The sequence below is a fragment of the Prevotella phocaeensis genome, assembly GCF_900065875.1.
Lineage (GTDB): Bacteria > Bacteroidota > Bacteroidia > Bacteroidales > Bacteroidaceae > Prevotella > Prevotella phocaeensis.
The window spans coordinates 72,457-98,227 of record NZ_LT160619.1; the positions used below are offsets into that span (position 1 = coordinate 72,457).

Consider the following 25,771-nt stretch of genomic DNA (forward strand, 5'->3'; position numbering starts at 1 on the left):
CAGTAATGAAATTGAATAAAATGAAAAAGATAAATATAGCATTCATATCGCTGCTGATAGGTGCCTCAACATTCTCTTCTTGTGACTTCCTGAATGTGTCGGAAGATTATTTCTCAGATGAGATGAGCAGTGACTCTTTATTCGCTAACAAAAGGAATGCCGAGGCATATATGTGGGATATTTCCCGAATGTTTCCTGATGAGGGAGCACTTATTGAGACCTCTCCTTCCACAGTGGGATACACTGCAACCGATGAAGCTTTCTCTTCTGCAAGAGAAGCAGGTATCTCCTTTGTCTTAGGAGAGATTACACCAACAAATCTTGGTACATTCGAGAGTCGATATGCCAATAATTACCGAGCTATCAGAAAGTGTAATACTATTCTGAAAAACCTTGATAACGTTCCCGGACTTAGTGCTACTGACCGTGCGCAGATGTTAGGTTACATACATTTTATGCGTGGATATGCCTACTACAGGCTATTGGTAGACTGGGGACCTGCTATCTTGCTTGGCGACGATGTTCTCGATAACAATCAGGATTTGAGTTATTACAATCGCTCTCGGGGAACTTATGATGAAACGGTAGATTATATCTGTAGCGAGCTTGAAGAGGCCGGAAAGTACTTACCTTTGCAGCAGTCGTTGGTAAATTTCGGCCGTCCGACAAAAGGAGCAGCTTATGGTTTGATTGCTCGTTTGCGTATCTATCAGGCGAGTCCGGCATTCAATGGCGGAGCAGAAGCAAAACGTTGCTTCGGTAATTGGAAGCGCAAGGCCGACGGGACATACTATGTAAATCAGACATACGACGAGAAACGCTGGGCTATAGCTGCCGCTGCCTGCAAAAGAGTTATGGACATGAAGAACGCAGGTAACCCTATGTACAAGTTACATACAGTGGAAAGTTCTTCCGAAACGCCTGCATTACCGTCTAATGTTACGTCTGATCCCGATTATTATAAGGCATGGCCCGACGGTGCAGCAGGCATTGATCCCTACCATTCTTATGCAGACATGTTCAATGGCGAGTCCGTTATCTCAAGCAATACGGAATGGGTATGGGCACGTTATAGTAATGATTTAACCGCACAAACCCGTATGTCATTCCCGCTACACCTTGGAGGATGGAACCACAACAGCCCTACTCAAAAGGTTGTGGATGCCTATCGCATGTTCGACGGGCGCAATATCGATGAGTCATCGGATGCGTATCCTTATTCCGAGAACGGCTTTACTACGCAACAAAAAACTTTTTCAGGTTATCGTTTGAATAGTGGTGTGTTTAATATGTATAACAATCGAGAGATGCGTTTCTATGCATCTATCGGTTTCTGTGAATGCTTCTGGCCGATGACATCTACAACAACAGCAGGCGATTATAACCAAACAATCACTTACTATTATGACTCTCCAGACGGAAAACAGAACTCCAATATCGATTATCCGATTACAGGTTATGTGATTAAGAAGTTCATACATCCTACAGATGCGTGGGCCGGAACCAATGCCAACCGTATGTCCAAGGCCTTTCCGATTATACGCTATGCAGACATCCTGCTAATGTATGCAGAAGCACTTAATAATCTTACGGCAAGTTATACCGTAGAAGTCGGAGGCGAGACTTATACTGTATCTCGCGATATTGCAGAAATGCGTTCGGCTTTCAATCAGGTTCGTCACCGTGCAGGCTTACCCGGACCGTCGCAGGAAGAACTTTCCGATCGGGATAAGATGCAGGGATTGCTTGAGCAGGAACGCATGGTAGAACTTCTGTTTGAGAACGAACGCTTCTATGATGTGCGCAGATGGGGTATCTATGAGCGTGAAGAGTCTAAGACCATCATGGGTATGAATATGGACGGAGATAAGGAATCGTTCTATCGCAGAACCGTTCCGAACACTCCGCGCATAGGAAAAAGAGTCGTTAACCGCAAGTTGATGTTCATGCCACTGCCCGATAGTGAGGTAAGAAAAGTCCCCTTGTTGGACCAAAACCCCGGATGGGATAACTAAATAACCATAAAAATAAGAATATATGAAAGCAAAATATATTATGATATTTGCCGGACTTCTGTTATTAAGCGGATGCAATGACAACGAAGTCTTTGAGAAAGAACAGTATAAACATGTATTCTCTTTCATCTGCAATACCGACCATGTATCCCAAAAGATGTTCAATCTCTCGGATACACTTCGTACGGGTTATATCTCATTATCAATGGGTGGTTCCAATCCAACAGATGAAGATGTTACGGTAAAGATCGTTAAGGCGCCCGATATATTGAGCCAATACAATCTTAGTCAGTACGAGTATTCTGTAGACAAATATGCAAAGATGCTGCCTGCAGCAAACTACGAGCTCTCCACACTCACATGTGTAATCAAAGCAGGTGAGGTAAACGGAGTAATTCCTTTCACCGTGCATCCGGAAGGACTGTCGCCTGACAGCGTATATTATCTGCCATTGAAGATAGACAGCTATGATAACTACGAAGTTAATGCTTCGAGAAATTACCTATTATACCAAGTGCAGATAAAAAACACATGGGCGACAGGCACAACCAATGGAACCTCATATACAATGTCAGGTTTACGTTATGAGAACGGCAGCACTACGCCTATCTCCGTTCCCGGTACCAAGGCGTTGTATCCGATAACGGCAAAAACTGTAAGAACCATGGCCGGCAACGAGGCTTTCGACAGCAAAGTATCTAATCTTGATTTGTTTGCTATCTGTCTCGATATAGCCGATGACGGCAAGATAACCATTCGTCCGTATAAGGATATTATGATAGAACAGCTCGACGGAGATACCGATTATCCTAACAAGTACTTCCTTGAAAAGACCGATTATTATACGTATCACAACTTTCTTTTGCACTATAAGTACAAATCCGGCAATAATTGGTATGAAATAAAAGAGGAATTACGTGCGCAAGTGATAGCAGATTAATTGTAAATTAAAATGATCAAAACAATGAAATATATAGGTAAAATCATCGTATTTTCCATTTCCGCACTGGCAATTTTCTCTTCTTGCGACAGCTATGACAGAACGGAAGTAACCAACGAAATATATGTCAATAAGAGTTCATTAACCTTGTTTGTGGGACAGAAAGATACGCTACTGCTGAGTCCTACGAGTGGCAGTACAGCCGAGTGGACAGTATCGGATACTGATGTAGCTTCTGTAGAGAACGGAGTTGTTACCGCTATCGGAGCAGGTAATACCAATATCACCGTGAAACGGGGCAATGCAACTTCCACAATAGCCGTGAAAGTGACCGAAAAATATGCTCTTACGGATATCACTCTTACGGCAAGTACGTTGTTTGGCGATTATGTTGTAGAGCTGTTGCCGGGCCAGTCAAAGAAGGTAGAAGCCTCTATGGTGCCCGGAAATGCCAATGATGTAGCCGTAACAGACTATGCATGGTGGTCGGACGACGAGTCGATAGCTCGCGTATATGCCGATGGCACCGTGATTGGAGTTAAGGAAGGCACTGCCAAAATACATTATCGCAGAGGTACGATTGTTAAAGATGTAAGCGTTTATGTATCTTCTACCAACCCGTTCCGCGGCCCTCATGTGCTTTCGAAAGATGCAGCTATCGAACTTCCTTTTATCGACTTCGATTTCGGTGGCAAGGATGTAGCTTGGCACGATACGAGTGCCGGCGATGACGGAGGCGGCAACTACCGCACGAGTTATGGCGATAACAACTCTAAAGATGTAGATGTGGAGGGTACCCGAAATATCGGATGGACAGCTGACGGAGAATGGCTGGTTTATACGCTCGACGTAAAAGACGCCGGTATTTATACGATGGATGTAAAGGTATCGGGCAATGGAGGGCAGATGCATTTCGAACTCGACGGCGCAGATGCAACGGGTACTCTCAGTGTTCCTGCTACCGGCGGGTGGGGAGACTTCCAATATAAAGTGTCGTGCGATATAGAAATGACCAAAGGACGCCATAAACTGAAGGTTTGTATGGACAAAGCGGCCTACAATCTGCAGTATATGAAGTTTACATTTGCTGAATAAACTTGTCTGGACAGAACGAAACGAGCATCCCGCCAATACATTGTATCATATATGGCGGGGCGTTGTTTCGTTTTGTTTTCTTATGTCTGTATACAAAAAGATACGTCACAACTCATCTTCGAGCTGTGACGTAAAATCTATGTTTAACTAAAAATTCTTTTTCAAAGTAAATGAAAACCTCACGGTCTCCATTGTTACCTGTTAAACAATCTGTTTAAAAAATTACCTTAAACTAATAACTAAAAACCTAAATCTATTACTACTAACCTAAACAATCTATTAACCTTTTGACGATGCAAAGATATAACGTTTTTGCTGTGTCCGCAAACAAATCGTGCAAAAACATCCGTTTTCCGCCTCTTTTTTGACTTATATCAATATTTTTGTGTGCGTACACAACTGGTATGCAGTATTTCTGTATCCGGTAGATGGAGATACCGTCCGACAATGATGCATAGCGGATATCCGCTATATATACTGTTTGTATTGCATAAATCTTATGTCTATTTCTTATAAATGGAATATCTGCGCTTAATACAAGCGCTGTTTAAATTTGTAATCTTTATTCCCCGTATCTATCGCATGTGGCATAGGTTTTTGGTATGTTGGCCGCATGCTGTTTGCAGAGCAGTCGATTTTCTGCAATTTCGGGTATGTATGCCATTCGAGTTCCGTTTATTCGTCACCCGTCTTGCTTTTGTCGGTTAAAAATAGGAGGTGTAAATTTTGACGGCTCGCCGAATTGATGTAACTTTACCCCGATAAATATAATTTATGCGGATACTGATTGTAAATACGAGCGAAAGGACAGGCGGGGCCGCTGTTGCCTCGGGCAGACTCATGAATGCACTCAATAATAACGGCGTAAAAGCCAAAATGCTGGTGAGAGACAAGGAGTCTGATCATATTACAGTGGTGGGGTTGCGCCATTCGTTGCTGCAAGAATGGCATTTTCTGTGGGAAAGATGGTGCATTTTCTGCCACTTGCATTTCTCACGTAAGCATCTTTTCGAAGTCGATATTGCCAATACGGGCACCGATATTACCACTTTGCCCGAGTTCAAGGAGGCGGATGTAATTCATTTGGAATGGATCAATCAGGGCATGCTTTCGCTGAACGATATCCGTAAGATTATTGCCAAAGGCAAGGCTGTGGTATGGACAATGCACGATCTATGGCCGGCCACGGCAATTTGTCATTATGCCCGTATGTGTTCTTCGTTCAAAACAGAGTGCCATCGTTGCCGTTTATTGCCCGGAGGAGGTTCTAATAACGACCTTTCCAAACGGGTGTGGAGGCGCAAGGCAGCCGTCTACCGCAACAGTAACATACATTTTGTGGCCTGCAGCCGGTGGTTGGAGCAGCAAGCCAAGCAGAGCAGATTGCTCCAAGGAATGCATGTAACGAGCATTCCCAATCCTATCGATACGAATATTTATCATCCCTTAGACAAACAGAAGGCGCGTTTGTCGGCAAGACTTCCGGTCGATGGCAGGCGTATTATCCTCTTTGTGTCGCAACGGGTAACAGATGAACGCAAAGGAATGGCCTATTTTATCGAGGCGATAGAGCGGCTCGTTGCGGTTTATCCTGCCATGAAAGAGCGGTTGATTGTGGCTGTTCTAGGCGGACATGCCGAAGATATTGCCGGTAAACTGGCATTGCCCGTCTATCCGTTGGGCTATGTGAATGACGAAAAGAAGATTGTCAGCGTGTATAACTCTGCCGATGTGTTCGTATTGCCGTCGCTTGAAGACAATCTTCCCAATACGATTATGGAGGCCATGGCGTGCGGTGTGCCGTGTGTGGGGTTCGATGTAGGTGGCATACCCGAGATGATCGACCATGAGGCCAATGGCTATGTGGCCCGTTCCAAAGACTCGGAAGACCTGATGAAAGGCATTCATTGGGTGCTCGGCGATAAGACGGATTATGCTTTGTTGTGCCGAAAAGCTGTACAAAAAGTAAACTCTGCCTATTCGCAACACAGTGTTGCGCTGAAATATATAGAGGTATATAATCAGGCTATGGCATTTAAACGTTATCATATATGATCAGTTTTTCGGTTGTAACCTGTACGTATAATGCTGCCGGAATGGTAGAGCGCACGCTTACAAGTGTGTTCGAGCAAACGTATCCCCATGTAGAGCATCTTATTATTGATGGGGTTTCCAAAGATGAAACGATGGTTAAGGTGACGGAATATAAGGAAAGGGCGGATGCAGATGGTGCACTTCACAGTGTTATTGTGATATCGGAACCCGACAAGGGGCTGTATGATGCGATGAATAAGGGCATAGACAGGGCTACGGGCGACTATATCGTATTTCTTAATGCCGGCGATGTATTCCCCTCGTGCAGTACGCTCGAAATGATTGCGGGCTGCGTGGGCGATGCCGAGGCATTGCCCGGAGTGCTCTACGGCGATACGGATATCGTGGACGAGTCGGGGCGATTTCTACGTCATCGGCGCCTCCATCCGCCTGTCGGACAGCTCTCTTGGCGGTCGTTCAGACAAGGTATGTTGGTGTGTCACCAAGCGTTTTATGCGCGTACAGATCTTGCTAAAGCAATACATTACAACCTTTCTTACCGTTATTCTGCCGATGTCGATTGGTGTATTCGTATTATGAAAGAGGCCGAACAGAGGCATCTTGTTTTGAAAAACGTACAGATGGTGGCAGTTAACTACCTTGATGGAGGCATGACTGTGCAAAATCATCGGGCTTCGTTGCAGGAACGTTTCCGCCTTATGTGCCGTCATTACGGTTGTTTTACGGCCGTAATAATGCATGTATGGTTCATTGTCAGAGGGATTGTTCGCAGGTGATTTCTTTCTACATGAGCAAAATAAAAACGCCTACAAGAGTTATTCATGCCAGACAGAAGGATAATCTAACCGTATCATAAGAGCTTAGCTCGCCTGTTTACTTATACATACATCGTAAAAGCAATATCATTTGAGAGGTTTTATACAAGCTAAACGTCTATAATACAACAATTTAACAATCATCATGAATCAGTCATCACTCGTCCCTACTCCCCTCCTCCGTAGGGAGAGGAAAAAGTTCACACTTATTATTCATCCTTCATCTTTCATCCTTGCCCTATCCTTGTAACAGAGCAAAAGAATGCCTCCGCACATCAAAAAAGGTTTCACATCTCTCATGAGATATGAAACCTTGCGGTGGGCGTTGACGGATTCGAACCGCCGACCCTCTGCTTGTAAGGCAGATGCTCTAAACCAGCTGAGCTAAACGCCCATATATCTATGCCTAAAAAGCGAGTGCAAAGGTATACCTTTTCAATGAGACAACCAAACATAGACACCGCTTTTTTCATTATTTTAAGAATTTGTTTTCTTACATAATTCACAGACATTTATTGTATTTTCGCTGCAGCGACCGAATTTACATGCTTTTCGTAGACATGCAAACAATACTGCCCATCATCTACATTCAGACTACAATTTGTAAAGATCGCTGGCAGCTATGAGGTCTACTTTTTTATCTTCGAGTATTTTCTCGCAACTTTTTAAATCGGTAGGTCGGATAACGATATTTGCAGAATCGCCATTGGCAAAGGAATACATATATTCGATAAACACGCCATTATCAGACAAATACTTCATTACCAAGGCCAAGGCACCGGGCGTATTGGGACATGAAAAGCCAATAACATCGGTAATCTTAACGGCAAATCCGGCGCGTTTGAGTTCTGCATAAGCCTTATCCGGATCGGATACAATACAACGGAGAATGCCGAAATCGCTGTTATCGGCAATGCTCATGGCACTAAGATTGACCTTTGCCTTGCCTAAAATATCGGTTACTTCGGTCAGTCTTCCCGACTTATTCTCTAAAAATACTGATAACTGTTTTGCAAGCATATTGTTATAATATTATGAGGTTATTCTATAATTTTCGATTATCGATGACTCTCTTCGACTTGCCTGTACTGCGTTCTATACTCTTGGGCTCCACCAGTTTTACGTTAAAACCGAGCCCGATAACACTACGCAATTCGTTTACAAGCCTCTTCTGCAATCCGACCATTAAAGACATTTCATCACTGAAATACTCATCTTTCACCTCTACTTTCAGCTCCGCGGTATCGGTGTTATTCTCCCTATTTACGGTAAGCAAATAATGAGGTTCGAATTCTTTCAGACTCAAAATAACCGTTTCTATCTGTGTAGGGAATACGTTGACACCGCGTATAATAAGCATATCATCGCAACGTCCGAGTATCCTGTCCATTCGAACGAACGTACGTCCGCAGGAACATCGGTCGTAATGTAGGGCCGTAAGGTCGTGCGTACGATATCTAAGTAACGGCATTCCTTCTTTTGTCAGATGTGTGAAGCATAACTCGCCTATCTTTCCCTCGGATAATTGTTCGCCGGTTTTGGGATTCACTACTTCCGGGTAATAATAATCTTCGTTCAAATGAGTGCCATGTTGGCATTCGCACTCATATCCTACTCCCGGTCCGGCAATCTCACTAAGTCCATAGATATCATAAGCTTTGATACCCAATGTCTTTTCAAGTTTGGAACGCATATCCTCTGTCCACGGTTCAGCACCGAAAGCGCCGATACGCAACTTAAATTCGTTTTTGGGAAAACCGGACTCTTTCAAGGTTTCGCCCAAGAACAAAGCATAAGAAGGGGTACAACAAAGGGCTGTTGCACCGAAATCGTGCATAAGCGTTATTTGCTTCTGTGTATTACCGGAAGACATGGGAATAACGCTCGCACCGATATTTGTGGCCCCGTCATGAGCCCCTAAGCCTCCAGTAAACATACCATAGCCATAGGCTATTTGGAAGATATCGTTCTTACCGGCGCCAAAAGCAGTAAAAGCACGTGATATGGCTTCTGTCCACGTTGCTAAATCGCAACGAGTGTAAAGAACTACTACGGGCTTTCCGGTTGTACCTGAAGAAGCATGAATACGCACAATCTGGCTCATAGGAACAGCCGCAAAACCGAACGGATAATGGTCGCGTAAATCTAATTTATTTGTAAACGGAAGTTTCACGATATCATTAATATCGCGGATATCATCAGGATTAAGGTCTATTTCTTGAAACTTCTTTCGGTAAAACGGCGTACTATGATATACATAATCCACCATTTTTCTCAGCCGTCGACTTTGTATCTCGCACAACAGTCCGCGCTCCATACACTCCATACTCTCATTCCAAATCATAGTTTAAAGTAAGTTAGTTGTTCCGTTTACAAAAGTAATAAATAATGTCGGAGCAACCTCTATTTAGAAAAAAAATATCCCTGCAATCCCGAAAGATTACAGGGAAACACCCCTCGTGGGCGTTGACGGATTCGAACCGCCGACCCTCTGCTTGTAAGGCAGATGCTCTAAACCAGCTGAGCTAAACGCCCCTATTACTTGTTGTAAGCGTTTGCAAAGGTAAAGCATTTCGGATAAACGGCCAAACTTTTGAGTGTATTTTTTTTCTATTACACCCAAATCTTGTAACTTTGCAATACATTTAACAGACAAATTATTATAATATGGAAAAAGTAGTTAGCGGAATACGCCCAACTGGAAACTTGCACCTCGGCAACTATTTCGGCGCAGTAAAGAGCTTTGTAGAAATGCAAGACAAATACGAAAGTTTGTTTTTCATAGCCGACTGGCACTCTTTGACAACACGTCCAAAGCCGGAAGATATCCAAAACAGTGCACGTATCATCCTTGCGGAATACTTAGCATGCGGCATAGATCCTGAAAAAGCACCTATATACATACAGAGTGATGTAAAAGAGACGCTCGAACTTTACCTATTTCTTAATATGAATATGTATTTAGGGGAATTAGAACGCGTAACTACATTTAAAGAAAAAGCACGTAAACAGCCTAACAACGTAAACGCCGGATTGCTAACTTACCCTACACTGATGGCAGCTGATATTCTTCAACACCGTGCAGAAAAGGTACCTGTAGGTAAAGATCAGGAGCAGAATATGGAAATGGCACGTCGGTGTGCCCGCCGCTTCAATAACATATATGGAGTAGAGTTTTTCCCGGAACCTCAAAGTTTTTATTTCAATGCTACGGCATTGAAAGTTCCCGGACTCGATGGTAGTGGTAAGATGGGAAAGAGTGAAGGTAATTGTATATATCTGCACGATGACGATAAAACAATCACTAAAAAGGTGATGAAAGCGGTTACTGACAATGGTCCGCAGGCTATGAATAGTCCTAAACCGGAAGTAATAGAAAATTTATTTACTTTCCTTAAGATATGTTCTACACAAGACACATACGATTTTTTTAATGAGAAATGGAATGATTGTACGCTACGCTACGGCGATTTGAAAAAGCAAATAGCAGCAGATATCTGTAAAACTGTGGCACCGATACGTGAAAAAATTCTCGAATACAGTGCCGACAAAGAATTGCTCGACCGAATTGCTCGACAAGGTGCCGAAGTCGCACGTGAAAGTGCAACGGCCACACTACGTGAAGTACGCCGGATCATCGGTTTCCGTCCATAATATTACGAAGTTGCAAAAAGTAACTATTATGGTAGCATAACAGAATGGTTATTACTTGATACAAGTTATGCTCAAGATACGAATAGGAGGAAAAACAATTTGTTTTTCCTCCTATTCGTATCTTGAATATTCCTACATCATTAAATCTATTTTCATAAATAAACGATTTTGCATCTCTATAACATTTGATATATCCAAAATAATTTAGACAAATAGCCGAAAAAAGGGTATCCCGTATTGGAATACCCTTTATATCATAAATAAAACTATTTCGAATATTACTCTGTAACTTCAACAGTAGCACGACGGTTGAATGATATTGGTGAAAGTTCATCTACACCACCATTACCCTTTGTTGTGATATTGTCGCGGCTAATACCAAGCTTAACAAGTTCGTTAGCTACAGTCTTTGCACGCTCCTCAGACAACCACTGGTTGTGTGCAGGTTTACCTGTTGCGCTATCTGCATAACCGTTTACAAGTACCTTAGAGTTCTTCTGCTTAGCATACTTAGCAAGTGCCTGTACGTTTACAAGATCCTTCTGAGAAGCAATGTTTGTCTTGTTAAGGTTAAAGAATACAGAAACAGGAGTTGTAACGAATTCCTTAACAGCAGCAGGCTGTTCTACCGGTTTCTGGTTTGCAAGAAGCTCCTTCAGGCGAGCATTTTCTGCATTTGCATCGTTAAGCTGTGCATTGAGGGCATCAATCTGAGCCTGAGAAAGTGCTTTAATAGCATCTACATCAGGAACCTTATTCCAAGTTGCTTTACCAAGATTAAACGTCAGACCAACCTCACCATAGAAGTTGTTGTCATGAGAATCCCAGCCACGTCTACCATTTGTACCGAGAACACCATCAATATCATTCTCAAATCTGTTCCATCCAAGTTCGAGATTAATTGCTACATGACGGCTTACACGGAATTCATTCAGGATACCAGCACTTAAATCCATTGCATAAAGATTATGTGTCATACTGCGACCAACACCACCACCTACAAATGGAATAAAGTTCCAAACGCGAGAAGGATTATAACCACAAAGCATGTTACTTACATTGAACAGGATATGTTCATTGAGCACCCAATACTTATTGCAGTTACCTGCATTGTTATCATCAGTAACACTTTTACCCCAAATACCTTGCAATTTCGTACGAAGACCAAGGCCCGGTGTAAACCATTTACCGATTGCAATTGCAGCACCCGGGTTAGAACGGAACTTTTTAAACGGGCTCTTTGCGAGATCCATTCCATGTTCTTCTGCAGAATACCAAGCATTCCAATTGCCACCTACTTGGATAAACCAATTACTCCAGAATGAATTTGTGGCAACACTGTACTTCTCTACGGGATCTGCATCTTGTGCCATAGTAGCCATAGATACACCAGCAAATGCCAATACAATTAATAACTTTTTCATAACCTTTTTTATTTAATAATCAAAAATTTATCTTTATTCGTACTATAATCGATTTGCCTGCAAAGTTAATAATAATATTTAAATATTATCACATTTTTCTAAGAAAATGACTATTTTAACGAAAAGAAAGCACATTTCGCCGTTTTTTAACTCTTTTAACCTACCTTTTATCCGAGCATGTGCTCTATTTCTTGTTGGCGAAGTATACACAGGATATTCTTTCCATCCGGACTATAATTGGCATTGGAACAAGCAAACAGACTATTAATCAGGTTTTCCATCTCTTCATTATTCAATACCTGTCCTTGAGGAATGGCTGCATTGCGTGCAAGACTCAGTGCCATAGACTTATCGATCTCATCGATTACACTCGTTCCATTATCCTTAATAGACGTTACCATATCCATAACTAAATTAACGATATTCACCCCTTCGATACCTGCAGGAACGGCATTAATGGCATAGTCGCCATTTCCGAGATCGGAAAGTTCGAAACCTATCGCCGTCATCTCGGGCATAATTTTCTGAAGAATTATATTGTCGGACGGCGAAAAGCTGACGATTTCGGGGAACAGCACCTTCTGCGAAGACGCTACTTTATCATGTAATCGGTATAAATACTGTTCGTATAAAACGCGCACATGAGCCCTGTGCTGATCGATGATCATCAATCCTGACTTCACGGCCGTCATAATATACCGCCCTTTATATTGATAATGTGAGGGCGACTTATCTGTAATAATACTCTCTGTCCCTTTTTCTGTGTCCGTTTCGAACATATCAATCTGCCGATTGCTCCCCTGTTCAAGCCCCTCATACAACTGTTCCCAATCGGAATTTGCTTTCGAAGACTGCGACTGTTTATCAAACGGATTATACGCAGGATTATATTGTACTTTGGGAACTGCCGCGTTCGAATGCGAATCGAACACAGGAATATCGGGGCTCCCCTGCATGTCGAAATCTATAGAAGGCACATCATTAAACAATCCTACGGCTTCTCTAACGGCCGCCGACAATATCTGCCAAATAGCTTGTTCGTTCTCAAACTTGATTTCGGTCTTAGTTGGATGTATATTCACATCAATATCTTCGGGCGGAAGATCGAAATACAAAAAATAAGGAACCTGCTCTCCAACAGGGATCAAACGCTCGAAAGCTCCCAATACGGCTTTATTGAAATAGGGATGTTTCATATACCTACCGTTCACAAAGAAATATTGTCGGGGTTCTTTCTTCCTTGCAGACTCCGGTTTCCCCACAAATCCTTGTATATTACACATGGTAGTATGCACCTCTACCGGCAGCAAGTCTTGGTTTAACCGCTTACCGAAAACATCGATAATCCGCTGTCTCAATCCGCCTGCCTTTAGGTTAAACAATTCTGAACCGTTGCTTTTCAGCACGAAAGAGATATCGGGATACACCAATGCAATACGCTCGAACGACGTGATGATATTATTCAATTCCGTAGTATTCGACTTCAGGAATTTCCTTCGAGCAGGTACATTGAAGAATAAATTCTCTATTATAAAATTGCTACCCTCCGGACATGAGCAAGGTTCTTGCCCCATAAACTTCGAACCGGATATAGATAAACGGGTGCCAATATCTTCACCTTTCAGACGTGTCCTTAACTCTATCTGCGCCACGGCGGCAATAGAAGCGAGCGCCTCTCCACGAAATCCCATCGTATGAAGGGCAAACAAATCGGCAGCTTTCCTAATTTTAGACGTGGCATGCCGTTCGAACGAAAGGCGCGCATCGGTCTCCGACATGCCGTTCCCGTCATCGATAACCTGAACAGATGTCTTTCCGGCGTCAACAACCAGCACCATAATATTGCGTGCACCGGCATCCACAGCATTCTCCACAAGCTCTTTTATCACGCTTGCAGGACGCTGTATCACCTCACCGGCTGCAATCTGATTGGCAACGGTGTCCGGTAAAAGTTGTATAATATCGCTCATAATTTGTTATACATTATATAATAAGCAAACATACATAGCCCGAATATCATAATTAAAACGGCTATATACGAGGCACATCCCATACCCCTATTCCGATTACATGCCCGGTCTGTTCGCCGCAAAGAGCCGAACGCTCGCGATGAAGAATATTTTTCTTTCGCCTCACCACCGTCCGTAAGTCCGAGTCCCTGCCTTGCCGTTTTCTCTATCTGCCGGAGCCGTTCCTGCCGTTCGTCCACATAAATGAATTTATGATGGAAACCGCGGGGCTTACGATTATGGAAGAACATCATGATCCGTCCCCTTCCGGTGCATTACCAAAATGCTGTAGCGGAGCAGCATGCCGCTTAATGGTTTTCAACTTGTCCTCTTCACGCTTGCCGCGCCATACGAATATATCGTCTTTACTTACCGGACGAAGGTTATCGAACCAAGCAAATTCGGAGAGTTTGTATTTGTTTGGCGGGATTTGCGTCATCGGATATGTTACGCTGACATGCTTGGGAACCCAAACCTTTTCTAACTTTCTGTCTTTCGAAAGGTATGTTCGCATCGTATCTGTCTCCGTATAATTGAGCCCGATCATCGAACTATCCTTGTCGTCTGTGGGGTAATATATCACCTTCACATTGCCAACAGACTCGGTATAGCGTAGGGCTCCGTCCACAAAATAGGCATGCATCACCTTCGAGGATATCTGGTTATAGTGATCTTCTTCGTCAACTTTTTCAATCGAAAGTGCCTGCCCCAGCACATGGGCCTCGCGTACAGTACTGTCGTTCATATACACTTTAATTTGTTCACCCAGCAACTGTCTGTTATCATTCCACACGATAGGATCTTTATACATCGTAAGGCAAGAGTCTTTCGTAGAGAAAATAAGAGAATCGCACACGGCCTGCACATCTGTTCTATACGCGCGAACCTTATTATATGCATGCACCATACGGTAAACAGAATCCGTATTGATATTAAACGTAAAGAGTTTCAATGTGTCTGCATGCATATATAAAGTATCCTTTTGCGAATAGTCTTTCACCAATGCATTCTTGGTAGCATAGCCCTTACCGGTCTTTTCATTGTATTTCAAGATATCGGCTATCAGCGAGTTTTTATTTTCTTTATCCGTATAGATCACGTTTCCAAACCCCTGACTTTCACCTGTTTTCCGGTCATAATATAGGCTGTCGCCCGTTATTGTCTTATTTTTATCGGTCAATACCGACCGCCCGAAGAGCTGTGCCTTATCGCTGTTACTGTCGAAGTAGCCGTCTTGCGTATCAATAACGCTTCCGTCATCGGTCGTTATTTTAGAGGGACCGGTGACATGGGCCTGCGACTTTCTTGTATCATAATAAAGCGTATCGGTGGTTACAAGTCGTTTTTCGCTGCGTAGTCTTACGTTAAAATAGAATTTGGCCTGCCGTGTTTGCGTATTATATTCCCCCCAATCGGATACCAGCCTGTCTTTGCCATCCACCAATGTACCTCCTTCAAAGAAATAAGCATTGCTATATAACCGGTCATAATTTAGGCTGTCGGTATACAAAGTCTGCTGTCTATGCTTCAATACCACGTGTTCTCGGGCATCCATCATTTGCTGCTGTCCGTCATAGAAAGCCCTTTCGCATCTTAAAGACAGCGTGTCTCCCTGCGTAAAATATACATGACCGAAGGCTTTTACGGAATTGGATTGCTGATAAAAATAGGCACTGTCGCAAGTAAGATAGGCACCCCGATGCCGAAATCTCACATGCCCTTTCACGATCTGTGCATCGGGATTGTTGCCAAACATATCGTATTTCAACCCATCCGAGTGTATCATGTACACCCTATCATCTTGCTTTACGGCACGTTGTTGTTTACGTTGTGCCTTTACGGGCAGCAATAAACATAGCCCAAACAGGCATAGAATCGCATTTACAGAGATTCTATGCCCGCCGAATATCTTGTTTATATCGTGCAATTTTATCATTTCACCCATCCTTGATATTCGTATTTACCGTTCTTGTAACGGTCTTTCATACGAATGTAAGTATGTTTGATCTTGTCTACAACCCAATCATGAAGCAGCTTCTCACGTTCCTTTGCTACGACTACATTCTTCATCACCTGATAATCATCGGTCAAAGTAGCACGATGACCTTCTATTCTATTCTTCAATTTAACGATAGCACAAACGGTTTTCCCCTTATCGTTTTTCATCTCAAAGGCCGGCGATATGTCTCCTACTTTCATCGTCTCGACCACACGGGCAACCTCTGTAGGCAGGTCTTTCATCTGGAATTTAGAGGTCAGCGTTTGGTTCTCCATATCCTTGAATGCCATCAAACCGTGATTATTCTTCGTATCTTTGTCATCTGAAATGAAAGTAGCAGCCTCTTCGAAAGTCATCTTATCGGCGCGAATATCATCAGCTATCGAATCAAGACGTGCCTTTGTTTTCCCTATTTCCTCGGCAGATACCACCGGTTTCAGCAAGATATGGCGCACATTCACCTTATCGCCACGCTTATCGATCAGCTGTATAATGTGATATCCGAACTCGGTCTCTACGATTTTGGATATCTTCTTAGGATCGGTCAAGTTAAAGGCTACGCTCGCAAAAGCCGGATCAAGCATTCCACGACCGGTATAACCAAGCTCGCCACCCTGCCGAGCTGTGCCCGTATCTTCGGAGTAGAGTCTTGCCAAGGTGGCAAAGGTAGTCTCGCCTTTCATCACACGATCCGTAAATCCACGTAACTCATCCTTCACACGATTGACCTCTTCTTGAGTGATCTTCGGTTGTTTTGTTATGATTTCAACCTCAACTTCAGTGGGCACAAAGGGTATACTGTCTTCCGGAAGGTTCCTGAAATAGTTCCGCACATCGGCAGGTGTAACTTTCACGTCTTTTACAAGTTCCTGTCGCATTTTCTGCACCAACTGCGTATTCTTGTACTCATCGTGCATCTGTTGTCTCATCTGTGCGATAGTTTGATTACGCCACTCCTCTAATTTCTCACGCGATCCGGCCATCTGAATCCAACGGTTTATTTGCTGATCCAAGCCGGAAGAAATCTCCGATTCGGACACTTCAATAGAATCGATCTCTGCCTGATGCAGGAATAGTTTCTGCACAGCAATCTGTTCCGGAATAATATAATCGGGATCACCCGACCACTTTACTCCTTCTGCTTCTGCCTGTAATCGCATGGCTTCCACATCCGATTTCAATATAGGTTCATCTCCTACCACCCATATCACTTCATCTATAGTGCTGTTTTCTGGGATGACAGGCTGCGTATTCAGAGTGTCTTTAGCGTTATTTTCTCCGTGTATACCAAACTTATTTGCCTTGGCCGACACACTTGCCAATATCGACAAACAAGCCAATCCCATACATATTTTATTTCTGATCTTCATTTTATTTTGTTATGGATTTCTAATCTATAAACTTTATCATCAAGTCATTCGTGCTTATTAACGGTAGCGAGAACCTCTTTAACGATTACAACAGGATATTTCTTCCTAAGTTTTTCGAGCCATAGCTTCTCAAGTTCTTCCTGATAATCGGATAAAACTAAGCCCCTGACATCATTGTAATCTTTAGGCGTTTTTAGCTTTTCACCGTACACAGCAGTATAGGGATAGCCTTTCACCTCGGCAACAACCGTATCTTTCTTGAACACCTCTCTGTCTACTAAAGCATTGTCACCTATTTTAAATACACCCTTTTCAACTCTTATCCGTAATATACTGTCGTTATTGAAAGCCTTCCGAAGCTGTTCCGCCCATTTATCGAAGGGGATATTCTTTATGCATTCTTTTACCGCCTTTATATCCGAAGCCTCCTTGGTATAGTATGCAATGCCCTTAAAACGAGGTGTATCCCATTTATATCTCTTTTTATGCTTCTTAAAATAGCTCTCTATGCCGGCTTCATCCTTGGCTGCCTTGTCCCACACCTCCCGATTACTGATCTCGTAGAGTAACAATCCGTCGTGATATTCACGGATAAGATTTCGCAATCCGGCATCTTTCGACTCCATCTCTATACGTTTTTCGGCCAATACATCATCAGGACTCTTACCGTTTCCTGCCGCTTTAGCCAACGAATCGAGCCTATGATTAATGATTTCATCGCGCAATCCACGCTGGTCGATAAACTTCAGTATGTCTGCACGCAGCGAGTCATAAGGGAAGAATTTACCCTTATCTTTCAGTATTACGATATGGTATCCCGCCGGCGTCAGGAAAGGTTTGCTCAATTCCCCCTTCTTCATAGAGAATATTTTCTCATCAAACTCTTTCAACGTCTGGCCCTTCTCTATCCAAGGCAATTCACCTCCGTTACGCGCAGAAGCTACATCTGAAGAATATTTCTTGGCCAACTCGGCGAAATCGCCATCCTTTTTCAGTATGTTATAGATAGAATCTACACGCTGTTTGGCTGCATCCTGTTCTGCCTGAGAAGCCTTCTGAGGTATTCCGATCAGGATATGTGCGGGTTTTACAAGTCCGCCCATGCTGTCTACACGGTGCTGCGCTTGAGAATAGATACGCCATGCTTCGGCCTCGACATCGGCATTTGTGATCATTGCAGGGCGAATTTGCTGGTCTCTATAAGTAGCAAATTCCTGTTTGAACGACGATAATGTATCGAGATGAGCTGCCTCTGCCGCCATCACCTTCAACTTGTAATTGACGAAAAGGTCTACATATTCGTCCACACTTTTCTTGTCTATTACTCCTTCTGCATTGTTTTTATTGTATGAATATTCAAACTCCGAGCGTGTTACAGGCTGCCCCCCGATAGTCATAATCGTGGGATCGACCTGTGCGTGAACCACACCTGCAAAAAGAAGCATGGCTGCAAAAAGCATCTTAGATTTCATTTCATTTTAATTGTCAATCGTCGAAAAGAAAAGATGAAAGCAGTAACAAACATGCCGGCACCTATTCATTCGACCGTTATTATTCCGGTCGCGAGTAGTTAGGAGCCTCGCTCGTAATCGTAATATCGTGCGGATGACTTTCAAGCACACCTGCATTAGTAATGCGAGTGAACTTGGCTTCATGCAATTTATCTATGGTCCCTGCACCACAATAGCCCATTCCGGAGCGCAAACCGCCGGTAAGTTGATAGACAACTTCCTGCACCGTGCCCTTATAAGGCACACGTCCGGCAATACCTTCCGGTACAAGTTTCTTCACATCACTGGTATCGCTCTGGAAGTACCGATCCTTGCTACCGTTCTTTTGTTCCATGGCTTCCAGCGAACCCATGCCGCGATAGGTCTTAAATTTACGACCGTTAAAGATGATAGTCTCGCCGGGACTCTCTTCTGTTCCTGCCACCAAAGAGCCAATCATCACACAGCTACCGCCGGCAGCCAGCGCTTTAACGACATCGCCAGAATAACGTAACCCGCCATCAGCTATCAACGGAACGCCCGTTCCCTTTAGTGCACTGTACACATCGTATACGGCCGACAGCTGCGGAACGCCCACTCCGGCTACCACTCGCGTAGTGCAAATAGAGCCCGGCCCTATGCCTACCTTTACTGCATCGGCCCCATTCTCCACCAAGAGCTTAGCTGCATCGCCGGTAGCCACGTTTCCAACGATAATATCCACATTGGAGAAAGCTGCTTTGGCCTGCACCAATTTCTCGATAACAGCCTTGGAATGGCCATGAGCCGTATCTATCACAATGGCATCGGCCCCTGCCTCGACCAACGCTTTGATACGTTCGAGCGTATCGGCCGTTACGCCTACACCGGCTGCAACGCGCAGGCGCCCTTTCTCATCCTTGCAGGCCATGGGCTTATCTTTGGCTTTCGTTATATCTTTATAGGTTATCAAGCCCACGAGACGGTTATTACCATCTACCACGGGCAGCTTCTCTATCTTGTTTTTCTGCAATATTTGAGCGGCGGCAATCAGGTCGGTTTGCTGATGCGTAGTAACCAAATTCTCGCGCGTCATCACATCATCGATCTTCTTATCAAGGCGACGTTCAAAGCGCAGATCGCGATTTGTCACAATTCCCACGAGATGGTTATCTTCGTCTACCACGGGAATACCGCCGATATGATAGTCGCTCATTATACCGAGAGCGTCTTTTACGGTGCTTCCGCGGCGTATTGTCACGGGATCGTAGATCATTCCGTTCTCGGCACGTTTAACGATTGCCACCTGTCGAGCCTGCTCCTCTATCGACATATTCTTATGAATAACGCCGATACCTCCCTCGCGCGCGATAGCAATAGCCATGGAAGACTCGGTAACGGTATCCATTGCAGCCGTTACGAACGGTACGTTCAAATCGATATGGCGCGAGAACTTGGTTTTCAACTCTACCGTTTTCGGCAGCACATCTGAATAAGCCGGGATTAATAGGACGTCGTCGAAGGTAAGACCGTCCATAACAATTTTATCTGCAACAAATGATGACATGATGGTTATTTTAAATTTATTGCATGCAAATTTAGCAATAAAAATCCACATACATCTTATATGCCGTTCAAGAAAGCTCCCGAATTAATTCTATTTAACGGTATTTCCGCCCGCCCCGGCACGGTGCTTTCGGCGGATTTTCCATCCCGTTAAAAGGCACCAAACAATGCCCAAGCCGACAACAAAGATATAGAACACACCACCCATACCCAAGAAAGTGTAAATCCGACCGGTATGTATCTCCAAACAAACACTGCGAAGCGACATAGGAAGTCTGCCCATCCACTGCGGCATACGTGGCGATGCAGTACCGGTACGGTAGTTTGCTACGCAATCGCCCCCTGCCAAATCGTCGCTGAAACCGGCAATGGCATTTGCACTGACCGGCACCCCTGTCACCGCTTGAGGTGCGGTGCCGGTCATACAGTCCAACACTTTACCGGTAGTACGGCTCCATAAATAAAGCCCACTGAACGAACCCAATAGCCACGCACCATCATCGTACTGCTTTTGTACCGTAAGTCCCATCACACTTACAGGGGGCTCTATGCCTATTCTACGGGGTTCCGCATCGAGAGTTTTCATACTATAGAAACCCTCCGAAGTGTATAGCAGCCAGTCGCCCGCCACCTTATCGTAGCGCAGAGAGCGCAATTTGTCGTACCACGCATTACTGCTATTCATCGTAGAAAGCGGTATGGCGGGAATACGCCCCTGCACAATGAGTAACATGGCAGGCGGACGCAAAAGCCACCCCGTAACACTAAGAAGAACAGTGAGTACGATAGTGGTACGCCCAATGGCATTGTGCCACCTGAAGAACCAGCGCATTGTACCTCCATCACGATGCTTGGTTACTCGTGGCAGCAACCAATATACTGCTCCGGTGATACACAAAAAAAGTAAAACCAGTGCAATTGCATCTATTATAAGTTTGCCTGCGAGACCGAAGAGCTCGCCGCTATGCAGCCACCATACGGTACGAAACAACGATACTTTGCCGTCGCTATCGGGCGATGCTGCCGGTTCAACAGAATTAAAACGTATATATGGCGGGCGAGAAAGATATACTCGTGAACGTCCGGTCACCACCAAAGTGTCGCCTCTCGTAGAAATATCGCTCAAACGTTCGCCATCCGTTAACGGCACGGGCAACACATGCCAAGCCTTATCGGTACCATACGCATAAAGATGATATGTACCTGCAGCAAACAAATGCCCGTCGGACATCAATGCCATGCCGCGTATATTTCGATTATCCGTACCGGTCGGCATGCCTGTATTAAAATCTTTGCATGCCTTTGCCATAGTATCCGTGAGCCATACACCGTTGTTTCCGTAGATCAACACATGGCCCTGCCACCTGATAGTACCACGCAGCAATCCGCCATTCCAGTTCTTATATTCGTAACTTTTGGGCAATATGCCGCGGCTGACATCTACGTGCGAGAACCACGAAGGATGGTTCAATACGATACCCGACAGGCAAAACATCACGATAAAAAAGCAAAATATCAGTCCGAAAACCTGATGATGTTTGCTCCAAGTCTTCTTTTTCAATTCACAAACAGCCTTTAACTGCGCAAAGATAAGTATTTCCTTGCACTGCTGCAATACCGACATATCAGTATTTCTCAAAAGCTCCGGCAACGACAGAGTGCCCGTTTATGCTGTACGAATCATAGGGATAAGCCGTGCAGACCATACATATATGGCACATAGGCACGGCATATACGCATAACACCTCGGCAATAACATACATCTGCCATTGCCGAGGCGTTCAAGCAATTGGTGCATGCAATACACACGCAACCAACTGCTTTGGGGAATATTTCAAAGTTAATTGGCTTGTTCAGAGAGGAACTTGATGCGCACGAGGCGTATTTCGTCTTCGGAATAATCGTTGCCTAATTCATCTAAAGCCACCTTAATACGGTCGGTTTCACTCTCTCTGAAATATTCGTAAATCTCGTCTACGTGATCTTCATCCATCACCTCTTCAAGGAAATAGTCTATATTTAGCTTGGTACCGCTATAGACTATTGCCTCTACCTCGTCTAAAAGTTCATCGAAATCGAGCCCTTGAGCACTGGCAATATCATCTAATGCAATCTGCCGGTCTATACTCTGGATGATTTTCACCTTCAGCATACTCTTCTTGGCCACTGTGCGCACCCGCAGTTCTTCGGGCCTTTCGATATCGTTCTCTTCACAATGACGCTTAATCAATGCCAAGAATTCATCGCCGTAACGTTTGGCCTTTCCGGCGCCTACGCCCTGTATTTGCTGCAATTCGGCAGGGGTTACGGGGTACATGGTTGCCATCTGTTCCAAAGAAATGTCCTGAAAGATGACATAGGGCGGCAATCCTTGCTTCTTAGCTACCCTCTTTCGTAGGTCTTTCAGCATGGAATATAGCTCCGGATCCAATACGGAACCGGTCGCCTCTCCTACATCTTCTTCCTCTTCTTCGTTGAAAACGGTGTCTTCGACAATCATAAAAGAGTGCGGATGTTTAAGGTATCGCTTGCCTGCCTGCGTAATCTTCAGCAAACCGTAGTTCTCCACATCTTTTATAATATAACCGGCTATGAGCGCTTGCCGTATCACAGGATTCCAGATTTTCGGATCTTCGTCTTCGCCGGAACCGAACTCTTCTAACTGATCATGCTTGTGGGATACAATATCATCGGTAGACCTTCCTTTCACAAAATCGACAATGTAATTCTGACGGAAGTTCTCTTTAACGGCGATAATCGCACTGAGTACAATCGTTAAAGCATCTTTCGCCTCGCGTTTCTCCTTGGGATGAAGGCAGTTATCACAATTGTGACAGTTGTCTTTCGTGTACTCCTCGCCGAAATAGTGGAGCAGCATTTTGCGCCTACATACGGAAGATTCGGCGTATGCAGCTGTCTCTTGCAGTAGCTGTCTGCCTATATCTTGTTCGGCAACAGGCTTTCCTTCCATGAATTTCTCGAGCTTTTGCAAGTCTTTCTGAGCATAGAAAGCGATACAGATACCCTCTCCACCGTCACGACCTGCACGACCTGTTTCTTGATAATAGCCTTCTAAGCTCTTTGGAATATCGTAATGGATCACAAATCTTACATCGGGTTTATCGATACCCATACCGAATGCGATTGTTGCTACAATCACATCGATGCGTTCCATTAGGAAATCATCCTGTGTTTGCGAACGGGTTGCCGAATCGAGACCGGCATGATAAGGCGCCGCTTTTATCTCGTTAGCCAACAAAATTGCAGCAAGTTCCTCCACTTTTTTACGCGACAAGCAATAGATTATGCCGCTCTTACAAGGATGTTGCTTAATGAATTTGATGACTTGACGGTCGATATCGTTCGATTTCTGCCTTACTTCGTAGTACAAATTCGGCCGGTTAAAGGAGCTTTTAAACTCTTTTGCTTCAGTTATACATAGGCTTTTTTTAATGTCGGTACGCACTTTATCGGTGGCAGTAGCCGTAAGTGCGATAACTGGAGCATTGCCTATCTTGTTGATAGTGGGACGAATATTACGATATTCCGGACGGAAGTCGTGCCCCCACTCCGAGATACAATGAGCTTCATCGATAGCATAGAAAGAAATATTCACACCTCTCAGGAACTCTACATTCTCTTCCTTATTCAACGATTCGGGGGCCACGTAAAGGAGTTTGGTACGTCCATTACGCACATCATCCATCACTTGCTGTATCGCAGCTTTGTTCAACGACGAATTGAGATAATGTGCAACTCCTTCTTCTTCACTCATTCCGTTGACTACATCTACCTGATTTTTCATCAATGCAATCAAAGGAGAGATTACAATGGCCGTACCTTCCATAATTAGAGATGGCAACTGATAGCATAAACTCTTGCCTCCACCGGTAGGCATCAGCACAAAAGTGTCGTTACCTGCAAGGAGATTACGGATTATAGCTTCTTGGTCGCCTTTGAATTTATCGAAGCCGAAGTAATGTTTTAGTTTTTCTATAAGATTAACTTCCTTCACCATAGTGTTCTGATAGACCGTCGGATCGGGCTGAAAGGTATTGCCTATGCTCCTTACATCCCGTTCCGACGACTGATAGATTATTGTTGTAACGACCTTTTAAGCCGACTCTAATTTAGTTAGATGAGCCTTGTCGAGCTCTTCCTGTGCGTATTCACGCGTCACCTCAAAGTTCTTTAAGCGCTTTGAAGGTATCTCAAACATGGCATCCATCATTATTGATTCTACAATAGACCGCAGCCCACGTGCCCCGAGTTTGTACTCGACAGCCTTATCGACGATATAGTCTAAAGCCTCTTCCGTAAACGACAATTTGATGCCATCCATCTCGAAAAGCTTGATATACTGCTTGACTATGGAGTTTTTAGGCTCCACAAGAATACGCCGCAAGGCTTCTCTATCGAGGGGATTCAGATAAGTGAGCACCGGCAACCGGCCTATAATCTCGGGAATTAGCCCAAAAGATTTCAGATCCTGTGGTAGGATATACTTCATTAGGTCACCCTTGTCTATCTTTCTTACATTCTGAACAGAATTGTAACCCACCACATGCGTATTCAATCGTTGGGCAATCTTACGCTCTATACCATCAAAGGCACCTCCGCAAATAAATAGGATATTCTTCGTATCTACGTGGATGTAATCCTGATCAGGATGTTTACGTCCGCCCTTAGGCGGCACATTTACCATCGTTCCTTCAAGCAACTTCAGCAATCCCTGCTGCACTCCTTCGCCGCTAACATCACGTGTAATCGATGGATTATCGCTCTTACGGGCTATTTTGTCTATCTCATCGATAAAAACAATACCACGTTCTGCCGCCGCTACATTATAATCGGCAACCTGCAACAAGCGCGACAGAATGCTCTCGACATCCTCGCCTACGTAGCCTGCCTCGGTAAAAACAGTTGCATCGACAATCGTAAAAGGCACATCGAGCAGTCGGGCTATCGTACGTGCCAACAAGGTTTTCCCCGTTCCGGTACTACCCACCATGATAATGTTGCTCTTTTCTATCTCTACTCCATTTTCATCCTTGGGCTGCTGCAAACGCTTATAATGGTTGTAAACAGATACCGAAAGGTAGCGTTTCGCCTCATCCTGTCCGATGACATACTGGTCGAGATATGCCTTAATATCCTTGGGTTTCGGTACTTTCTTCAGTTTGAAAGACTCATCGTCGCCTTTCTTACCGTTTCCGGCAGCATCGAGTACGCCCGATGAAAGAACGATCTGGTAAGCCTGCTGTACACAGTCTTCACAAATAAACCCGCTAAGTCCCGTTATCAACAACCTTACCTCGTTCTCGCTTCTGCCACAGAAGCTGCATATTTTCTTTGGCATT

Annotated in this window: 18 protein-coding genes and 2 tRNA genes; 6 read left to right on the forward strand and 14 right to left on the reverse strand. The window is 44.2% G+C overall.

Features of this window, described 5'->3' with window-relative positions; genetic code table 11:
• Positions 1-20: 20 nt before the first annotated feature.
• The 5 genes from BN3912_RS01335 to BN3912_RS01355 all read left to right on the forward strand — a co-directional run bounded on the left by BN3912_RS01335 (position 21) and on the right by BN3912_RS01355 (position 6,881).
• Positions 21-2,015, forward strand: coding sequence for a RagB/SusD family nutrient uptake outer membrane protein (locus BN3912_RS01335; protein WP_016665342.1), 1,995 nt, complete (start codon positions 21-23; stop codon positions 2,013-2,015).
• Positions 2,016-2,037: 22 nt separating this feature from the next.
• Positions 2,038-2,955 carry a BT_3044 domain-containing protein gene (locus BN3912_RS01340; RefSeq protein ID WP_023983815.1) on the forward strand — a complete coding sequence of 306 codons (918 nt, stop codon included), beginning with the start codon at positions 2,038-2,040 and terminating at the stop codon, positions 2,953-2,955.
• A 24-nt stretch (positions 2,956-2,979) separates the two neighbouring features.
• A complete protein-coding gene (locus BN3912_RS01345; RefSeq protein WP_023983816.1) occupies positions 2,980-4,050 on the forward strand; it encodes a carbohydrate-binding protein in 1,071 nt (356 codons plus the stop codon).
• A gap of 774 nt (positions 4,051-4,824) precedes the next feature.
• Positions 4,825-6,105, forward strand: coding sequence for a glycosyltransferase family 4 protein (locus BN3912_RS01350; RefSeq protein ID WP_023983817.1), 1,281 nt, complete (start codon positions 4,825-4,827; stop codon positions 6,103-6,105).
• Positions 6,102-6,881 carry a glycosyltransferase family 2 protein gene (locus tag BN3912_RS01355; protein WP_023983818.1) on the forward strand — a complete coding sequence of 260 codons (780 nt, stop codon included), beginning with the start codon at positions 6,102-6,104 and terminating at the stop codon, positions 6,879-6,881. Before BN3912_RS01350 ends, BN3912_RS01355 begins: the two co-directional genes overlap by 4 nt.
• A gap of 358 nt (positions 6,882-7,239) precedes the next feature.
• On the opposite strand, the gene BN3912_RS01360 is transcribed toward BN3912_RS01355, so the two are convergent.
• The 4 genes from BN3912_RS01360 to BN3912_RS01375 form a co-directional block, all read right to left on the reverse strand.
• Positions 7,240-7,314 (reverse strand) — tRNA-Val (locus BN3912_RS01360).
• A 200-nt stretch (positions 7,315-7,514) separates the two neighbouring features.
• Positions 7,515-7,940: a hypothetical protein gene (locus tag BN3912_RS01365; RefSeq protein ID WP_004368703.1), complete on the reverse strand. Its 426-nt coding sequence runs from the start codon at positions 7,938-7,940 to the stop codon at positions 7,515-7,517.
• A 25-nt stretch (positions 7,941-7,965) separates the two neighbouring features.
• The gene (locus tag BN3912_RS01370; protein ID WP_023983819.1) at positions 7,966-9,264 is read right to left on the reverse strand and encodes a phenylacetate--CoA ligase family protein; all 1,299 of its coding nucleotides are present in this window, start codon (positions 9,262-9,264) and stop codon (positions 7,966-7,968) included.
• 116 nt (positions 9,265-9,380) lie between these two features.
• Positions 9,381-9,455 (reverse strand) — tRNA-Val (locus tag BN3912_RS01375).
• Positions 9,456-9,587: 132 nt separating this feature from the next.
• On the opposite strand from BN3912_RS01375, the gene trpS reads away from it, so the two are divergent.
• Entirely contained in the window at positions 9,588-10,574 is a 987-nt protein-coding gene (gene trpS / locus BN3912_RS01380; RefSeq protein ID WP_004368705.1) for a tryptophan--tRNA ligase, read from the forward strand.
• Positions 10,575-10,852: 278 nt separating this feature from the next.
• On the opposite strand, the gene BN3912_RS01385 is transcribed toward trpS, so the two are convergent.
• The 10 genes from BN3912_RS01385 to clpX all read right to left on the reverse strand — a co-directional run bounded on the left by BN3912_RS01385 (position 10,853) and on the right by clpX (position 25,770).
• Positions 10,853-11,998 carry an OmpA family protein gene (locus BN3912_RS01385; protein WP_004368706.1) on the reverse strand — a complete coding sequence of 382 codons (1,146 nt, stop codon included), beginning with the start codon at positions 11,996-11,998 and terminating at the stop codon, positions 10,853-10,855.
• Between the two features lie 167 nt (positions 11,999-12,165).
• Entirely contained in the window at positions 12,166-13,968 is a 1,803-nt protein-coding gene (gene mutL, locus BN3912_RS01390; RefSeq protein WP_023983821.1) for a DNA mismatch repair endonuclease MutL, read from the reverse strand.
• Positions 13,965-14,261 (reverse strand): hypothetical protein, encoded by a 297-nt coding sequence (locus tag BN3912_RS01395; protein WP_023983822.1) that lies wholly within the window; start codon positions 14,259-14,261, stop codon positions 13,965-13,967. The genes mutL and BN3912_RS01395 overlap by 4 nt, the downstream gene beginning before the upstream one ends.
• Positions 14,258-15,952, reverse strand: coding sequence for an OstA-like protein (locus tag BN3912_RS01400; RefSeq protein WP_023983823.1), 1,695 nt, complete (start codon positions 15,950-15,952; stop codon positions 14,258-14,260). The genes BN3912_RS01395 and BN3912_RS01400 overlap by 4 nt, the downstream gene beginning before the upstream one ends.
• A complete protein-coding gene (locus BN3912_RS01405; RefSeq protein WP_064972248.1) occupies positions 15,940-17,376 on the reverse strand; it encodes a peptidylprolyl isomerase in 1,437 nt (478 codons plus the stop codon). Before BN3912_RS01405 ends, BN3912_RS01400 begins: the two co-directional genes overlap by 13 nt.
• Positions 17,377-17,420: 44 nt before the next feature.
• Positions 17,421-18,848 (reverse strand): peptidylprolyl isomerase, encoded by a 1,428-nt coding sequence (locus BN3912_RS01410; RefSeq protein WP_004368711.1) that lies wholly within the window; start codon positions 18,846-18,848, stop codon positions 17,421-17,423.
• 79 nt (positions 18,849-18,927) lie between these two features.
• Positions 18,928-20,412, reverse strand: coding sequence for an IMP dehydrogenase (gene guaB / locus BN3912_RS01415; RefSeq protein WP_023983825.1), 1,485 nt, complete (start codon positions 20,410-20,412; stop codon positions 18,928-18,930).
• A 90-nt stretch (positions 20,413-20,502) separates the two neighbouring features.
• Positions 20,503-21,972 (reverse strand): PepSY-associated TM helix domain-containing protein, encoded by a 1,470-nt coding sequence (locus tag BN3912_RS01420; RefSeq protein WP_036859468.1) that lies wholly within the window; start codon positions 21,970-21,972, stop codon positions 20,503-20,505.
• A gap of 279 nt (positions 21,973-22,251) precedes the next feature.
• Positions 22,252-24,429 carry a DNA helicase RecQ gene (recQ, locus tag BN3912_RS01425; protein ID WP_023983827.1) on the reverse strand — a complete coding sequence of 726 codons (2,178 nt, stop codon included), beginning with the start codon at positions 24,427-24,429 and terminating at the stop codon, positions 22,252-22,254.
• A gap of 96 nt (positions 24,430-24,525) precedes the next feature.
• Complete coding sequence (gene clpX, locus BN3912_RS01430; protein ID WP_023983828.1) at positions 24,526-25,770, reverse strand: ATP-dependent Clp protease ATP-binding subunit ClpX; 1,245 nt, start codon at positions 25,768-25,770, stop codon at positions 24,526-24,528.
• Position 25,771 lies beyond the last annotated feature (1 nt).

What these genes read in the sequence shown, in the direction of transcription:
- BN3912_RS01335 (WP_016665342.1), top strand. Translation starts at nt 21, where the DNA reads ATGAAAAAGATAAATATAGCATTCATATCGCTGCTGATAGGTGCCTCA.
- BN3912_RS01340 (WP_023983815.1), top strand. Translation starts at nt 2,038, where the DNA reads ATGAAAGCAAAATATATTATGATATTTGCCGGACTTCTGTTATTAAGC.
- BN3912_RS01345 (WP_023983816.1), top strand. Translation starts at nt 2,980, where the DNA reads ATGAAATATATAGGTAAAATCATCGTATTTTCCATTTCCGCACTGGCA.
- BN3912_RS01350 (WP_023983817.1), top strand. Translation starts at nt 4,825, where the DNA reads ATGCGGATACTGATTGTAAATACGAGCGAAAGGACAGGCGGGGCCGCT.
- BN3912_RS01355 (WP_023983818.1), top strand. Translation starts at nt 6,102, where the DNA reads ATGATCAGTTTTTCGGTTGTAACCTGTACGTATAATGCTGCCGGAATG.
- BN3912_RS01365 (WP_004368703.1), bottom strand. Translation starts at nt 7,940, where the DNA reads ATGCTTGCAAAACAGTTATCAGTATTTTTAGAGAATAAGTCGGGAAGA.
- BN3912_RS01370 (WP_023983819.1), bottom strand. Translation starts at nt 9,264, where the DNA reads ATGATTTGGAATGAGAGTATGGAGTGTATGGAGCGCGGACTGTTGTGC.
- trpS (WP_004368705.1), top strand. Translation starts at nt 9,588, where the DNA reads ATGGAAAAAGTAGTTAGCGGAATACGCCCAACTGGAAACTTGCACCTC.
- BN3912_RS01385 (WP_004368706.1), bottom strand. Translation starts at nt 11,998, where the DNA reads ATGAAAAAGTTATTAATTGTATTGGCATTTGCTGGTGTATCTATGGCT.
- mutL (WP_023983821.1), bottom strand. Translation starts at nt 13,968, where the DNA reads ATGAGCGATATTATACAACTTTTACCGGACACCGTTGCCAATCAGATT.
- BN3912_RS01395 (WP_023983822.1), bottom strand. Translation starts at nt 14,261, where the DNA reads ATGATGTTCTTCCATAATCGTAAGCCCCGCGGTTTCCATCATAAATTC.
- BN3912_RS01400 (WP_023983823.1), bottom strand. Translation starts at nt 15,952, where the DNA reads ATGGGTGAAATGATAAAATTGCACGATATAAACAAGATATTCGGCGGG.
- BN3912_RS01405 (WP_064972248.1), bottom strand. Translation starts at nt 17,376, where the DNA reads ATGAAGATCAGAAATAAAATATGTATGGGATTGGCTTGTTTGTCGATA.
- BN3912_RS01410 (WP_004368711.1), bottom strand. Translation starts at nt 18,848, where the DNA reads ATGAAATCTAAGATGCTTTTTGCAGCCATGCTTCTTTTTGCAGGTGTG.
- guaB (WP_023983825.1), bottom strand. Translation starts at nt 20,412, where the DNA reads ATGTCATCATTTGTTGCAGATAAAATTGTTATGGACGGTCTTACCTTC.
- recQ (WP_023983827.1), bottom strand. Translation starts at nt 24,429, where the DNA reads ATGGTGAAGGAAGTTAATCTTATAGAAAAACTAAAACATTACTTCGGC.
- clpX (WP_023983828.1), bottom strand. Translation starts at nt 25,770, where the DNA reads ATGCCAAAGAAAATATGCAGCTTCTGTGGCAGAAGCGAGAACGAGGTA.